General features: G+C 33.6%; 13 protein-coding genes. 10 read left to right on the forward strand and 3 right to left on the reverse strand.

Annotation, left to right across the window (positions count from 1 at the left end; all coding sequences use genetic code 11):
* Nucleotides 1–17: 17 nt before the first annotated feature.
* Nucleotides 18–1,373: an APC family permease gene (locus BED47_RS09670; RefSeq protein WP_069033532.1), complete on the reverse strand. Its 1,356-nt coding sequence runs from the start codon at nucleotides 1,371–1,373 to the stop codon at nucleotides 18–20.
* 39 nt (nucleotides 1,374–1,412) lie between these two features.
* Nucleotides 1,413–2,354 (reverse strand): agmatinase, encoded by a 942-nt coding sequence (gene speB, locus BED47_RS09675; protein WP_069033533.1) that lies wholly within the window; start codon nucleotides 2,352–2,354, stop codon nucleotides 1,413–1,415.
* Nucleotides 2,355–2,548: 194 nt separating this feature from the next.
* Here speB and BED47_RS23695 point away from each other — a divergent pair, with 194 nt between their 5' ends.
* From BED47_RS23695 to BED47_RS09685, 3 genes are all read left to right on the forward strand, one after another.
* The gene (locus tag BED47_RS23695; protein ID WP_175403478.1) at nucleotides 2,549–2,698 is read left to right on the forward strand and encodes a hypothetical protein; all 150 of its coding nucleotides are present in this window, start codon (nucleotides 2,549–2,551) and stop codon (nucleotides 2,696–2,698) included.
* Between the two features lie 745 nt (nucleotides 2,699–3,443).
* Nucleotides 3,444–4,625 carry a CaiB/BaiF CoA transferase family protein gene (locus BED47_RS09680; protein ID WP_069033534.1) on the forward strand — a complete coding sequence of 394 codons (1,182 nt, stop codon included), beginning with the start codon at nucleotides 3,444–3,446 and terminating at the stop codon, nucleotides 4,623–4,625.
* A gap of 30 nt (nucleotides 4,626–4,655) precedes the next feature.
* On the forward strand, nucleotides 4,656–6,188 hold the full coding sequence (locus BED47_RS09685) for a long-chain-fatty-acid--CoA ligase (protein WP_069033535.1): 1,533 nt from the start codon (nucleotides 4,656–4,658) through the stop codon (nucleotides 6,186–6,188).
* Nucleotides 6,189–6,244: 56 nt separating this feature from the next.
* Here the strand turns inward: BED47_RS09685 and BED47_RS09690 are convergent, their stop codons facing one another.
* Entirely contained in the window at nucleotides 6,245–6,856 is a 612-nt protein-coding gene (locus BED47_RS09690) for a TetR/AcrR family transcriptional regulator (protein ID WP_069033536.1), read from the reverse strand.
* A gap of 225 nt (nucleotides 6,857–7,081) precedes the next feature.
* On the opposite strand from BED47_RS09690, the gene kynU reads away from it, so the two are divergent.
* The 7 genes from kynU to BED47_RS09725 all read left to right on the forward strand — a co-directional run bounded on the left by kynU (nucleotide 7,082) and on the right by BED47_RS09725 (nucleotide 15,388).
* Nucleotides 7,082–8,368 (forward strand): kynureninase, encoded by a 1,287-nt coding sequence (gene kynU / locus BED47_RS09695; protein WP_069033537.1) that lies wholly within the window; start codon nucleotides 7,082–7,084, stop codon nucleotides 8,366–8,368.
* Between the two features lie 38 nt (nucleotides 8,369–8,406).
* Entirely contained in the window at nucleotides 8,407–9,837 is a 1,431-nt protein-coding gene (locus BED47_RS09700; RefSeq protein ID WP_069033538.1) for an amino acid permease, read from the forward strand.
* Between the two features lie 228 nt (nucleotides 9,838–10,065).
* Nucleotides 10,066–10,821: an alpha/beta fold hydrolase gene (locus BED47_RS09705; protein ID WP_368072857.1), complete on the forward strand. Its 756-nt coding sequence runs from the start codon at nucleotides 10,066–10,068 to the stop codon at nucleotides 10,819–10,821.
* Nucleotides 10,822–11,025: 204 nt separating this feature from the next.
* Nucleotides 11,026–12,327: a hypothetical protein gene (locus BED47_RS09710; protein WP_069033540.1), complete on the forward strand. Its 1,302-nt coding sequence runs from the start codon at nucleotides 11,026–11,028 to the stop codon at nucleotides 12,325–12,327.
* 176 nt (nucleotides 12,328–12,503) lie between these two features.
* Nucleotides 12,504–13,694, forward strand: coding sequence for a M20 family metallopeptidase (locus BED47_RS09715; RefSeq protein ID WP_302622002.1), 1,191 nt, complete (start codon nucleotides 12,504–12,506; stop codon nucleotides 13,692–13,694).
* Nucleotides 13,695–13,712: 18 nt separating this feature from the next.
* The gene (locus tag BED47_RS09720) at nucleotides 13,713–13,913 is read left to right on the forward strand and encodes a DUF3311 domain-containing protein (RefSeq protein ID WP_069033542.1); all 201 of its coding nucleotides are present in this window, start codon (nucleotides 13,713–13,715) and stop codon (nucleotides 13,911–13,913) included.
* Complete coding sequence (locus BED47_RS09725) at nucleotides 13,910–15,388, forward strand: sodium:solute symporter family protein (protein ID WP_069033543.1); 1,479 nt, start codon at nucleotides 13,910–13,912, stop codon at nucleotides 15,386–15,388. The genes BED47_RS09720 and BED47_RS09725 overlap by 4 nt, the downstream gene beginning before the upstream one ends.
* The last annotated feature ends 503 nt before the right edge of the window (nucleotides 15,389–15,891 follow it).

The raw sequence follows: 15,891 nt of genomic DNA on the forward strand, positions 1-15,891 counted from the left end.
CTCCTTATCTGGTAGTTTTACAATTGAACATCTAAATTTGTTTCATTAAAGTCTAGTTCAGGGGGCCGTTGTCTGAAAAATTTTGTTAAGTAAAGTAAATAAATAAGGCCAGTAGCTAGCCAAATACTACCTAATACTATCGAATGAATATCTAATTTTGACCAAAATAATGCAGTGATGGCTGCACCGATGAACGGAATAACACCATACAATATCAGGCCTTTAAGATTTCTCTGTTTTTTTCTACCTATAAAATGATTAATCACTGAAAGATTAACAAAAGTAAACGCGAATAGAGCTCCAAAATTAATAAAGGCAGCTGCTGTATCTAAATCTAAGAAAAGTGCTGTCAATGCAATACAACCAATGATAATAATATTGAAAATTGGAGTCCTATATCTTTGGGAGATATAACCAAAGATTCGATTAGGAAGGATATTTTCACGACCCATCGCATATAAAACTCTAGCACCACTACCACCCGAAGCTACAGCAGAGGAAATAGCAGCAGTGACTGTCACACTTAGGAAAAAGGAATTTAATATATTTCCACCAACATACATAAATATGTCTACTGCTGCTGAATCAGGATCTTTAAAAGATGTAAAGTTCGGATAAATGCTTTGAGCAAAATAAGTAGAAGCAATAAATAAAATGCCACCGATGATTGTAATCAAATAGATTGCTTTAGGTAATGATTTTTTTGGATTTTGAGTTTCCTCAGCTAAAGTTGTTACAGCATCAAAACCTAAAAAGCTAAAACATAGTAATGGAACAATTGATAGTAGATTTGAAAAATGAACTTTTGGATCAAGGAATGGGGTAGTCGATAATAAATCTCCTGTTCCTTTCCCATCGATTAATCCTTTAATACTAAAAAGACAAAACAGAACGATGAAAAGAATTTGTAGTGCAAGTAATATAGCGCTTACATTTGTGGCGAATTTTATTCCAAGAATGTTAATAAGCGTAACGATGATTACAAATATAAAAATGCAAATGGAAACAGGAATAATCGGTAAATAAGCATGAATAAAAATTCCAAATAATAATGCACTAATCATTGGGCTAAGCAAATAGTCTAATAAAATAACCCATCCTACAATAAATCCAACTGATGGATTTATTCCTTTTTGAACATAAGTATAGGCTGAACCAGTCGTAGGAAACTCTTTCACCATTTTTCCATAGCTGTAAGCAGTAAATAACATAACAACTAGTGAAATTAAATATGCTGTTGGAATCATTCCATTTGTTGTTTTAATTGCTATACCATAAGTGGTAAAAACTGTAATGGGTGCCATAAATGATAGTCCGAATAAAATAACATGTCCTAAGGAAAGTGAACGTTTTAATATTGGAGAATTATTCATTCAATTTATCAACTCTTTCCAAAAGTATAGTTAACATTATTATTTGTTCGTTTTATTAATTTGCAATGTAGCTAAACTAGCAAATTCATGCACTAGCGTTGCAGCTAAAAGTGATGTAATTTGAGTTGGATCATACGATGGCAGTACTTCAACTAGATCAAATCCAACAAAATTGAAATCAGTTAAAGAACGGATCATTTTTAAAGTTTCCATGCTATTATATCCGCCTACTTCTAGCGTTCCAGTTCCAGGAGCACATGAAGGATCGACAAAATCGATATCAAATGTTAAGAAACATGGAGTATCACCAATTACTTCTTTTATTTCTCTTAAAATATCTTCAAAACCTCGTTCATACATATCAGGAGTCGTAATAACATTGTAACCAAGATCATGACTAGCATCGATATCACCAGGATGATTCAAAGTACCTCGAATTCCTAATTGGAATACTTTATTTGGTATAAGCAATCCTTCTTCATGAGCTCGAATGAAAGGTGACCCGTGCCAGTATTTTTCGTCATAATAAGTATCCCAAGTGTCAGTATGTGAATCAAAATGAATCATTGCAACAGGCCCATGCTTTTTAGCGGCAGCTCTAAGGTTTGCAAGCGTAATTGAGTGGTCACCACCTAATGCAATCGGAATAATATTTTGATCCATTAATTCAAACATCGCATCTTCAATTATTTTATAACTACGATGGATATTATGCGGAATAACAGACACATCTCCAATATCGATTGCATTACTTTCATCAAATGGATATACCTTGTGAATTGGGTGATATGGAAATAGGGTCATTGAAGCTTGGCGAATTGCTTGAGGTGCAAATCGAGCACCTACACGAAACGATGCAGCCGTATCAAAAGGCATGCCAACGATTGCTAATTTCGCATTTTCTTTTGCAGACGGTAATCTCATAAATGTGCCAGTTGTACAAAACTCAGGTTTTACATCAGGGGAAAGTGGATATTTCATAAAAAATCATCTCCTATTATTTATTACTAGTATTAACTACCGGTAGTTAGTTTAATATGATTATAGATTGTTAAATCTGAATAGTCAAACTATTTTATATTCAATTAGGAATTATTTTAAGCTCAAATTCTCGGATATAACGACATTTATTGTAAATAATAAAATTGTTTAACAATAAATTAAGGAGGGATTTTATGCCGCGGAATCAACAAGGAAAAGGTAATATGGGAACGAATATGCAATCAGGAACTAATCCGCAAAAAGTAAAACAACAAATCCATAATGATGTAGCCAATGGGCAGGGAGCAATGACTTCTCGTGAGGCAGGGGCAATGCGTGATTAAAAACCACTTTAAGTGGTTTTTTAAATTAGTGCATCTCATGTGAACGAATAAAGAAAACTTGTAAAAAATGAACCGACCATTCCTGATCGGTTCATTTTTTGTATTTAAAAGTTAAATTAGTAAACTCCATTCGCTTCGAACTTATCGTTTTTTTTTTAGGTTTGATAATGATAATATCGTTTGGATAAGTGTTTCTTAATGTTAGATTGTTAAACCTTGGTTGTGATTTGTACATATTTTGACTCCTTCAATGAACAAAATTTTCAAGTACGAGTTATAATAATTATTAAGATTATTTAATAGTGTATATTTATTATAAATCATTAATAAATATTCAAATAGAGTAATTTTGTCCAATACTACTTGCAAAATTTCGCCTAATGCAATGTCTGCTTTTATAATCTTCTATCGAATTTCATGAGTATGTCAAAAGCTTTGTCCATTTTAAATGGGAGGTTTATTATGTGTTTGAAAAACAATAGCTGATCGATGCAAAAAAGATGCACCATACTATAGGTGAAAAATAATTATTTGTTGAAGTTAATAATATTCCACTACCTATAAGTGAATCCTTTTTTCTAAAATAAATATGTAGGTTGAAATGGTTAATTTAAATCAATATTCAATAATATGCTTTATCATTCTCTTTTAAAAAAGGAGAGATACTAAGTAATCTAGAATAATTAATAAAAACAAATTTTTTGAGATGGAGTGAGGAAATTATTTTGAATAGTAGGTTAACTATATGTTAAATAAATTGAAAATTCTGGATTTTACACGTCTTTTACCAGGTCCGTATGCAACTATGATCCTAGCGGATTTAGGTGCAGAAGTATTACGAATCGAATCTCCATTTCATCCCGACTTATTACAAACTTCACCTCCATTTGATGGGGACCAATCTGCCGCACATCAAACAATTAATCGTTCTAAAAAATCTATTACCCTTGATTTGAAAAATGAAGAAGCAACTGAAATTATCTATAAGCTAGTGAAAGAGTATGATATTGTCATTGAGCAATTTCGACCCGGAGTATTGGATAAGCTTGGATTAGGATATGAGCAATTAAAGAAAATTAATTCGAAATTAATTTACTGTTCAATTACTGGTTATGGGCAATCAGGACCTTATCGAAATCGTGCAGGACATGATAACAATTATCTTTCATTAACTGGTGTGTTGAGTTATTCAACTAGAAAAAATGAACGTCCAGTTCCAATGGGCATCCAAATTGCAGACCAAGTTGGCGGATCATTACACGCGATTATTGGCATTTTGTCGGCTGTCATTCATCGTGAACAATCTGGTGAAGGACAGTGGGTTGATATTAGCATGACAGACTGTACTTTTGCGTTGCAATCTTTAATGGGTTCTGGGTGGTTAACTCAAAAAATTAATCCAAAGCCGGAGGAACATCTGTTAAATGGAGGTGTGTTTTATGATTATTACGAGACAGCTGATGGACGATTCTTTTCAGTTGGCAGCCTTGAACCTTCATTTCGAAAACAGCTATGTGAGGCATTAGAAATCAGGGAATTTCTTCCTTATTCTTTTAGTGAGGATAAGGAGGAATTGGATTTATTTAAAAATGAAGTAAAACGTGCATTTAGTAAGAAAACGTATAATGAGTTAATAGAAATTTTTAGTAAGTTTGATGCGTGTGTTGAGCCAGTTTTAACTTTTGAAGAAGCATGTGAGCATCCGCAAGTAAAAGAAAGGGGGCTTTTAGTAAACGTCAAAAAAAATGACGGTACAAGTCAATTGCAAGTTGGTTCACCTTTTAAAACGTCAGTGTTTAACCCTACTTATCAACATGTTGGCGTAAAACCTGGAACGAATACAAAAGAAGTTTTATTAAATTTAGGATACGATCATCAAACAATTAATCGATTCTTTGAAAATGGAGTTATTAGGTCAGCTGATTAAATCTAAATTATTTAAGATGGGGGTAAGCAAATGAGTTTTGGAAATGTATTATCGTTAAACGCAAAAAGGCACCCAGATAAATTAGCATTAGTCTATCAAGACCGTACTTACACATACATGGAATTCAATAAAGTGGTTAATCGTTTTGCTTGGGGATTACAGAAACTAGGTTTAAAAAAAGGTGAAAAACTAGCTCTAATGATGGCAAACTCTGACTTGTTTGCGATTAGTTATTGTGCTGCTGTAAAAATAGGTGCTGTTGTCGTTCCAATTAACTTCCGCCTTGTTTCACGTGAAGTTGAATTTATTTTAGAGCAATCGGATAGTGTCATTGTGGTTTGCGATTCAGAACTAGAAAAAGTGGTTTTTGATGCTTCAAAGTCCTCAACGAAAGTAAGAAAGATCATTACTGCGCCAGCAACTTCATCGCCGAATTGTTTAAGCTTCTTTGATGTGTTGTCATCGATTGATGAAGATCCTCAAGTAGAGATTTTCGGAGATGATGATTTTCATTTACTATATACTTCAGGTACGACTGGACAACCAAAGGGTGCGCTTTTCGACTATAAACGAATTGAAAAGCTCATAAATGGGTTGAGTGCAGTTATGGGACAAAACTGCCAGGATCGGCTTTTACATGTTGCTCCATTATTCCATTGTGCTCAGCTTGTAATCTTTCTATTACCAGGATTATATTTGGGAATGACAAATGTGATCCACCGTGATTTTAACCCAGTAAATGTTTTAAAGGATATTGAAAAGTATAAAATTACTTTATTTTTTGGGGTTCCTACAATGTATAACTATTTACAGCAAGTTCCAAATGCTGATCAGTTTGATCTTTCTTCTGTAGAACGGTGTGCATACGGTGCAGCTCCTATGCCACCTGAAATTTTAATGAAAAGTATGAAATTATTTAATACAAATCAATTTTTCAGCTTATGTGGATTAACAGAAGGGGGCCCAACAGGAGTTTATCTTTCACCAGAAGACCATGAGCATCATTTAGGAAAAACGGGAAAAACACCATTACTTTATACAGTCATTAAAGTAGTGAATAAAAAGGATCAAGATGTTTTACCAGGTGAAGTAGGTGAATTGATCTTAAAAGGTGAAACAATCATGAAGGAATACTATAAAAAGCCGCAAGAAACAGCAGATACGATAAAAGATGGTTGGTTATATACAGGAGATTTAGCTGTAGTAGATGAGGAAGGATATATCACATTAGTTGATCGTAGTAAGGATATGTTAATTTCTGGTGGAGAAAATATTTATTCAGTTGAAATTGAAAATGTTTTATATGAGCATCCTTCTATTTTGGAAGCAGCAGTGATCGGTACGCCTGATGCTAAATGGGGAGAGGTGGTAACAGCAATTGTTGTATTAAAACCAGGGCATCGTCTATCTTTTGAGGAGATTGGCTCTTTTTGCCGTGAAAGAATGGCAGGTTTTAAGATTCCTAGAGTTGTTGAATTTATTGATCAGCTTCCAAGAAATGCATCTGGTAAGGTTCAAAAGTTTATTTTACGAGAAATGTATTGTAGCGCTAAATCAAAATAGGAAGTTAAAAAAGCTCTAACTTTAGAAGTAAAAGTTTGAGCTTTTTAATTTGGCTCTTAATAAAGACCGGTTGTATAAAGTGATGTAATTGTTTTTGCAATGTCTTCAATTGAATAATGCTGTTCATTTCGAACGATTTCCCATAAGTACATCTCATTTGTAAAAAACCAAGCACGCGCTACTAATTCGTGGCTTAACTCTTTTTTTGCTAATCCTGTTTCTTGTGCATAGGCAACGTCTAATGATATGCGATTTATAAACTTTTCTCGAATCGTTTTCCATTTGTCTGAGATGATTTCGGATACTCCGATTGCTTGTTCAAAAATTTGCATCATATTTCGCTCATCTTCTGCCATTTTTAGAAAAGAAGTAGCTTGTTTATAAATAATCGATTCAGCTGATTCTTTCGTTTCAGGAAAAAAGTGAGTTTCGGCAATTTTATAAAACCTTTCCATTACACTTTCCATTAATACAATCAAAAGCTCTTCCTTACCTTTAAAGTGTACATAAGCGGTTCCATAACCAATATCAGCTTTTTTTATCATTTGTGTTATCGTCGCTTTTTGAAATCCTTCTTCAAGAAATACTTCTTTAGCAGCCTCAAGTAGTTTTTGTCTTGTCATCATTGAACGTAATTGACGCTTAGATTCTACTTTGTCATTACTCATACTACGATCCTCCAACATAAGTTACTTCTAGCATATAGGTAAATGAATAAAAATGGAAGAAATGACAGAAAAACACTGTAAGGTTAACAAAAAAACTGGTCATTATGTTGAAACTTTTTTTATTATCTGAAAATATGACACCGTGTCATTGACATAATGTCAGTTAATTTGATATGATTTTTTCACAAATAGATTTAAATAGTAGATTGATAGAGGAGGAACAGTATGAGTACGAAAATTACAGAAACAAGTTTAGAATACGCAAAAAAAATGGACAGTCTCGATTCACTTAGACAGTTTAGAGATGAGTTTTACTTAAAACCTGGTTCAATCTATATGGACGGTAATTCATTAGGACTACTTTCTAAAAGAGCAGAACGTACTTTACTAGAATCATTGGATGATTGGAAGAACTATGGTATAGACGGTTGGACAAACGGAAATCATCCATGGTTTTTCATGGCCGAAAAATTAGGAGAAAAATTAGCTCCGTTAGTTGGTGCTTCTTCTGAGGAAGTAATTGTAACCGGTTCCACGACGGTTAATTTACATCAGTTAGTGGCTACTTTTTATCAACCAAAAGGTAATCGAAAAAAGATTTTAGCTGATGAGCTTACTTTCCCATCAGATATTTATGCTCTTCAAAGTCAACTACGTATTCATGGACTCGATCCTGAAAAAGACCTTATTTGTGTAAAAAGTAAAGATGGACGTTATTTAGAAGAGGAAGATATTATTCAAGCAATGACAGATGAAATCGCTTTAATTATTTTACCAACAGTATTATATCGCAGTGGTCAAATTTTAGATATGAAGCGCTTAACTGAAGAAGCTCATAAAAGAGGGATTTTAATCGGTTTTGATGGTTGTCATTCTGTTGGCTCAATTCCACATTCTTTTAGTGAATGGGATGTTGATTTTGCCTATTGGTGTAATTATAAACATTTAAATGGAGGACCTGGTGGAGTAGGTGGTTTATTTGTTAATCGTAAACATTTTGGTGCATTGCCTGGACTTGCAGGGTGGTTTAGTTCAAGAAAAGATAAGCAATTTGATATGGAGCACACGCTAACTCCTGCCCAAACGGCTGGTGCTTATCAAATTGGGACTCCACATGTATTAAGCTGTGCACCGTTATTAGGATCATTGGAGATTTTTACAGAAGCGGGAATTGATGCGATTCGAGAAAAATCACTTCAGATTAACCAATTTTTAATGGATTGTATTGAACAAGAATTACCAGAAATGGGATTTTTCATTGGATCTCCTAGAGAGGATGCACGTCGAGGAGGACATGTCAGTCTAGAGCATGAAGAAGCAGCTCGTATTTGTAAGTCTTTGAAAGATAACGGTATTATTCCTGACTTCAGAGCACCAAATATAATTCGTCTAGCACCAGTAGCACTTTACACTTCTTACGAGGAAGTTTGGGAAGTTGTTCAAACACTTAAGAAAATCATGAATGAAAAGCAATATGAAAAATTTAAAAATGAACGTGAAGTTGTGGCGTAAGTTTAGTTGGCTATCTAATGGGACAAGGGGATGAGATTATGAAGAAATCCACCACTAATTATAAAATTGAAAACGAGCAAGAAAAAGGATTAAAACGGGAGTTGAAAACTAGTCAACTAACGATGATTGCCATGGGGTGTGCAATTGGGACGGGGTTATTCCTTGGAAGCGGACTAGCAATAAAAACTGCTGGCCCAAGTGTATTACTTAGTTATGCAGTTGGTGCATTCATCGTCTTACTACTAATGGGTTGCTTAGCTGAGATGACTGTTGCACATCCTACAAGTGGTTCGTTTGGAACAATTGCTGAAAAATATATCCATCCTATGGCTGGCTATCTTGTCCGATATTCATATTGGGTGGCACAAGTACTTGCTGTTGGAGTAGAAGTAAGTGCCATTGCAGTTTATATGAAATATTGGTTTCCAACTGTACCTGGAATCGTTTGGATCGCCTTTTTTGCAGCAGTATTAATCTATATAAATGCGACTAGTGTTAATACGTTTGCAACATTTGAGTATTGGTTTTCAATGATTAAAGTAAGCGCAATTGTTGGTTTTATCCTACTTGGAGCTTATGTCTTGTTTGGAACATCTAACCACGGGAATATTGGTGTAGAGAACTTAACAAATGACGGAGGATTTATGCCATTTGGTTGGTGGGGCATGTGGGTAGCTGTCTTTATATCGTTATTTAGTTTTCTTGGAACTGAAATGATAGCGGTTACAGCGGGTGAAGCAAAAGAACCTGATATTGCTGTTCCAAAAGCTCTTAAAGCAACGGTTTTTCGTTTATCAATTTTTTATGTATTAACGATTGGAATCATGCTAATCATCGTACCGTGGAAATCAGCAGGCGTAGATGAAAGTCCATTTGTAAAGGTTATGGAAATTTTAAATATACCTTTTGCATCAGGATTTATGAACTTTATTATTTTAACGGCAGCTTTGTCAGCGATGAATAGCCAATTATATGCTTCAACTCGTATGGTGTATTCACTTTCTAAAAGTAATCATGCACCGAAAATTTTAGGCAAAGTAAGTAAAAAGGGTGTTCCTGTAAATGCTCTTGCAGTTTCAACCATTGGTATTGTAGTTGCTGGAATCGTAAATGCAGTTCTACCAGATTCCTCATATGCATTTATGATGGGGATTTCAATGTTTGGTGCGATGTTTACTTGGATGACAATCTTTATTTCGCATCTATTTTTTAGAAGGAAATGGGAACAATCAGGCGAGCGGAAATTACCAGTAAAAATGATCGGTTTCCCTTACTTCACTATACTAGGAGTAATTTTATTGTTAGGACTAACAATTACTTCTTGGTTTACTGGCTTTAAAATTATGCTTCAATTCGGAATACCGTGGCTAATTGTATTATCTATTGCTTACTTATTTATTGATAAAAATAAGAATCATAAAGTTCAGCAAAATAATACAGTATTTAAACAAAAGACAGATAAGTTTTAGAGTAGGAAGTTATTGGGGATTGGTATTTAAATTATATTAGGATGTCTCATAAGTAAAAATACTTATGAGACATCTTTTTTTAGATACTTGTAAAATATAAAACATAAATTAGTATATATTTTTGACTGTTGGCAATTTCTATTTATAATGTGATTAAAGAGTAATCCAATATTCATTGAATGGAGTTGAAAGATTATTAATAGTAAAGTAGAACTTCAAAATTTATCAATTGCTTATAAGGATCAAGGGAAAGGAAAGCCAATTGTTTTAATTCATGGTTTTATGGGAAGTCATGCATATTGGGACAAAGTAATTCCAAAGTTGGCAGAGGATTTTCGAGTAATCGCTATTGATTTACCAGGGCATGGAGATTCCACTTCTATAAAAGAAGAACATTCAATTGAAGATTATGCAGATACGCTGAAAGATCTCCTAGATCAATTAAACATTAATCAAGTAACTTTGTTTGGGCACTCGTTAGGAGGTTATATTACACTAGCCTTTGCTGAAAGATACTCTAATTATTTAAATGGATTTTCATTAATTCATTCTACGGCTTATCCAGATAGTGAGGAAGCAAAAAAAGGTAGAATGGCAACTGCTGAAAAAGTCAAAAATGAAGGAGTGAAAAACGCCGTCGATGGATTAATTCCGAAACTTTTCTCTCCAAAAAATATTCAAAAGAATAATTCAGAAATAGATATAGCAAAGCAGATCGGGTATAAAACTTCAGTAGATGGGACGGTTAAGGCCTTAATAAGTATGAAAAATAGACCTGACAGAAATCATGTACTGAACGATACGGCTTTACCAGTACTTTTACTAGCAGGTAAAGACGATCAGATTATTCCACCTGAAAAGACTTTTTCAGTCCAAAAAGAAAATATTAAGACTTCAACTTTAAATAACGCAGGGCATATGAGTATGTATGAGTCTCCTGAAGAATTAATAAACGAGATGAAGGATTATTTAATTTCGTTTTAATGGCAGTAATATAGAATTAGATAATGTAAAAGATTTAAAAAGGCTTTGATTCAAGAAAAAGATCTTGATGAAAAAGTCTTTTTTTATGCAATCAATTTTTAATAAACGTGGTAAATTAAGGTGTAGTACTGTTAAGATTAATTAGACAAAGTACATAATGAAATCGTAAATAAATCAAATCTGAGCGTATTTGGGGGTGTAATAATGTATCGTATTGGACTGGTCGGCCCAGAGTGGTCTATAGAAAGAATTTTAAGTTTCTCTAAAGAATATGAACATGAAATGAAGTTTTTTCCTTTTGCTTATGAGGAGCCAGTAGAAACAAAAGATATTTTAAAGAAACATGATCAAGATGTGGATGTTTGGCTTTTTTCAGGGCAATTACCATATAATATTGCCAAAAAAATTCTACATTCTAGTGAAAAATTATTGTATATTCCTCATACTGAGGCTACGGTATATAAAAGTCTGCTTAATATTATGTATCATACTAGTAAGTTAATTAGGCAATTAAGCGTTGATATGCCAATGTATTCTAATTTATTAGAGGATGCTTTAGAGCAGTTGAGCAACCCATTTGATCAGCTTTATATAAAAAGGTTTGAAGGAGAAGAGATAAATTTAGAGGAGATATTACAATTTCATCTTGAATTATGGGAAGCAAATGAAACGGAAGGTGTTTTGACTAATTTCCCAACTATTTTTCAGGAATTAAAAAAACGTGAAGTTCCAGTAGAATGGATCTCCACTAGTAGAGTTGATATTCGGCAAACATTAAAACTATTAACGGAAAAAGTAAAAGGGCTTTATTTTAAAGACTCTCAAATTGGAGTAGAGTTGATTGAAATAGAAAACTTTGAGGAGATTATTAAGAAAGCAAAATCACCTTATCATTTACAGCACATCGAACTTCGTATTAAGAATGTGCTTCTAACACTTTGTGAACAATTAAATGGTTCTTTAATTGAAAAAGGGTACGGGAAATATTTAATTTACAGTTCTAGAGGTGCAATTGAACGAGAAATTAAACTGTTAGAAAATACGGTCGAACAGTTATCGTTAGAATCTGATTCAAAAGTCTCCGTAGGTATTGGTTTTGGAGAGACTGTTTTTTCTGCAGAGAAACATGCAATTGAATCAATTCAACAGTCAAAAGAAACGAATAATCGAAAGATCATAATTGTCCAAGAGAACGGAGAAATCATCGAGTCAGTTGGTAGAGAAGAAGAGTTTACATATGCTTATCGAACAGATGACCAAGAATTGTTGCAAAAACTTAAATTAGGAAATATTAGCGTGAAAACATTCCATAAAATCCAAAATCTCGTTAAGAGAATGGGATGGTCCGATTTTACAACAAAGAATTTAGCTGAACAGCTTAATATGACAGAACGAAATGCTAGACGCATAGTTGCAGATTTGTGTGAAGTAGAATTACTAGAATGCATTGGCGAGGAATCTTTATCTTTTCGTGGGAGACCTAGTAAAATATATCGCTTTAAATAAACATTTCAAATTGGAGTGTTTATTTTTTTTGTAAAGTTAAATTTTGTTAATATTTAGAATTTTAAATAAAAAAGTATTGTAGAAACCGTTTTCAAGTAATAAAATCAATATATAAGGAAAATGACCGTAAATGTTCCTTAAATAAAATTTGTATGAATCTCGGAGGTGTTTCAATCGTGTATGAAATTTTTTCTGAATTAAGCTTAGATGAATTGGTTAGTTCGATTAACGACGAAGTGATTGAATGGAGAAGGTATTTGCATGAAAATCCGGAGTTATCCTTCCAAGAAGAAAATACTGCTCAATTTGTGTATGACAAACTAAAATCGTTTGGTGACTTAGAAATCTCTAGACCAACTAAGACTAGTATTGTTGCTAGATTAATAGGAGACCATCCTGGGAAAGTCCTTGCAATTCGAGCGGATATGGATGCTCTGCCAATTCATGAAGAAAATAAAATTGAATTTAGGTCTAAAAAGGATGGAATCATGCATGCATGTGGTCATGATGGACATACTGCAATGTTATTGGGAGCTGCGAAACTACTTTGTAGCTTAAAAAATCAAATAAAAGGTGAGATTCGATTTATTTTCCAACACGCAGAAGAATTACCACCAGGTGGTGCAATTGAGATGGTGAGTGCAGGAGTACTTGATGGAGTTGATCTGATTATCGGAGCACACTTAACGAGTAGTTTGGAAACGGGAAAAATCGGTTTAAATTATGGACCTATTATGGCTGGTGCAGATATGTTTAAAATTACGATCATTGGTGAAGGGGGTCACGCTTCTCAACCAAATCAAACAATCGATCCAATTCTAATTGGTACCCAAGTAGTAACAAACATACAGCATATCGTCTCAAGAAAGATTGATCCGATCGATACTGCCGTCATATCAGTTACACAATTTAATGGGGGTACAGCAATAAACGTCATTCCAAATTTTGTTACAATCGGTGGTTCAGTTCGTAGCTTTAAACCTGAAGTTCGAAATAATTTACCTAAGTTGATTGAACAGATTGTAAAAGGTATTACCGATGCTCATGGTGCAAAATATGAGATGGAATACCATTTTGGATACTCCCCAGTCAATAATGATGATGTAACAACTAGTTTAATAGATCAAACTGTTTGTGAACTATTGGGAGAAGAAAATCGTGTATTAATTAACCCAATCATGGGAAGTGAAGATTTTTCAGCATTTCTTAATGAAGTACCTGGAGCTTATTTTTTTATAGGTTCAAGAAATGAGACAGAGGGAATAGTATATCCGCACCACCATCCGAAATTTAATATTGACGAGAAAGCTTTAAAGGATGGTGTAAAGATCTTTGTTCAAGGAGCCTTTAACATATTAAATAACTAAAATTAAGGAGAGTAGCGTATGAAAAAAATCTATTTACTTGGCTTTATACCGGTTATTGGTTTTGTCATAGGTGCGTTGTTTTCGAATAAAGTTACTCCTTATGTACTTGGTATGCCATTTTTTCACTTCTCCATCGTACTATGGTCATTACTTACTACTGCATGTTTAGGTTTAATCTATTTATTTGATCCTGCGAATAAAGAGGAGGAAATAGAATGAATACGGGTATATTATTTATTTTATTATTTTTCATAATTTCAATTGTTATAGGGATATGGTCTAAAAAAGGGAAAGAAATGAACTTAGAACAATGGTCTGTTGGTGGAAGAGGTATGGGGACGCTTTTCATCTTTTTATTATCAGCTGGAGAGATGTATACTACTTTTACCTTTTTAGGTGCTAGTGGCTCTGCATATAGTGAAGGTGGTTCAATTTTTAGTATTGTTTCATATGGATGTATTGCATCAATCATTTCATATTGGGCTTTTCCTAAGATTTGGAAATACTCCAAAAAGCATAAACTAATTTCACAATCAGATTTTATGGCAAAAAAGTATGATAGTCAGATCCTAGGAGTACTTGTTGCAATCGTTGGCATTGTCGCTTTATTTTGTTACTTAGTTTTACAATTTAAAGGTTTGGGTTATATCGTTGAGATTACGTCTTATGGGGTTATTTCTTCAAAAATGGCAATTTTATTTGGCGCACTCGGTGTTACTTTATTCGTTATGCTATCTGGAATTCATGGTTCTGCATGGACCTCTGTTTTAAAGGATATATTAATTCTTGCCATTATTTTATTTTTAGGTATCTATTTCCCTATTCATTTTTATGGCGGTATTAAGCCGATGTATCAAGCGATTGAACATGCTAAGCCAAACTTTACGATTCTACCAGAACATGGTATGAATTTAACATGGTATATTTCTACTATTATATTAAGTGGAATTGGAATGTATATGTGGCCACACTCATTCCCACCTATTTTTGCAGCCAAAAATGCGAAGGTTTTAAGAAAGAACGCAATTATTATGCCGTTGTATCAGTTGATTTTATTATTTGCATTTTTCGTAGGGTTTGCAGCAATCTTACAAATTAAAGGTTTACAAGGAAGTGATGGTGATAAGATTTTATTACTTCTTTCTAAAAAGACGTTTGATCCATGGTTTGTAGGACTAATAGGGGGCACAGGGGTATTAGCAGCTTTAGTACCAGCTTCACTGATTCTGATGGTAATCTCTACATTATTCGTTAATAATATTTATAAAGTAGTAGTACCATCTAAATCAGAAATACAAATTGCAAGATTAATAAAATTAATCGTTCCTTTTATTACGCTAATAGGTTTATATTTTACATTTAAAGGTGGTAATTCTCTATTTAGTATTGCAATTGTGGCCTATAATTTTATAACCCAGCTTGCTCCACCATTTTTCTTAAGTTTAATGAAAAAGAACTTTGTAACAAAATACGGAGCTATTACAGGAATTATATTTGGAGGAGCAATCGTTTCAATATTTGATTTAGGCGAAAAAACCTTTGCTCAAACTTTTCCCCATCTTCCACAGCTAGTGAAAGACTTAAATGTAGGAATTGTTGCACTAGTGATTAATGCTCTTATTATGATCGTTATTAGTCTTATTACAAAAAATAGCATGTCTGCGAATAAAAAGAGTGACATATTAGCTGGATAATAAGAGTGATTTTAAAGAAGAAAAACGTCGGGTCTAAAGATCCGACGTTTTCAGAGTGTTGAAATGCAAAATGGTCAATAGGGAAAACGGACATTAAATATCATTGGTTTTAAATGTTAATATTTTAAGCAATTTTATGATTCAAAATCACTAGTAATTAATGATTTATTTCTGAAGTTAAAAATATTATGAGCAAATTTTAGAAAACAAATTCAGTTGATTGGTTTAATTAAAGTTCGACATTAGTTGACCTACAAGCTTATTAATACAAAACGGTTAGGTTACTCCAAGTAAAGGCTATTTGATTAGGGTTTATTGCAGACTTTTTTTGATGAATAAGTTGATTGGAGCGGAGGGGTGCTCGACTCCTATGGGATAAGCGGGAAGGCTGAGACCCCGCAGGCTTGCCGAGGAGGCTCAGGTCTCGCCCCATGGAAAGCGAGCATCCTGTAGTGGAAATCAACATCACTCTACTCCTTTTACGAAAATTTGGTAATTTAATT

This window comes from Gottfriedia luciferensis (genome assembly GCF_001712755.1).
In the GTDB taxonomy this organism is placed as follows: domain Bacteria; phylum Bacillota; class Bacilli; order Bacillales; family Bacillaceae_G; genus Gottfriedia; species Gottfriedia luciferensis_B.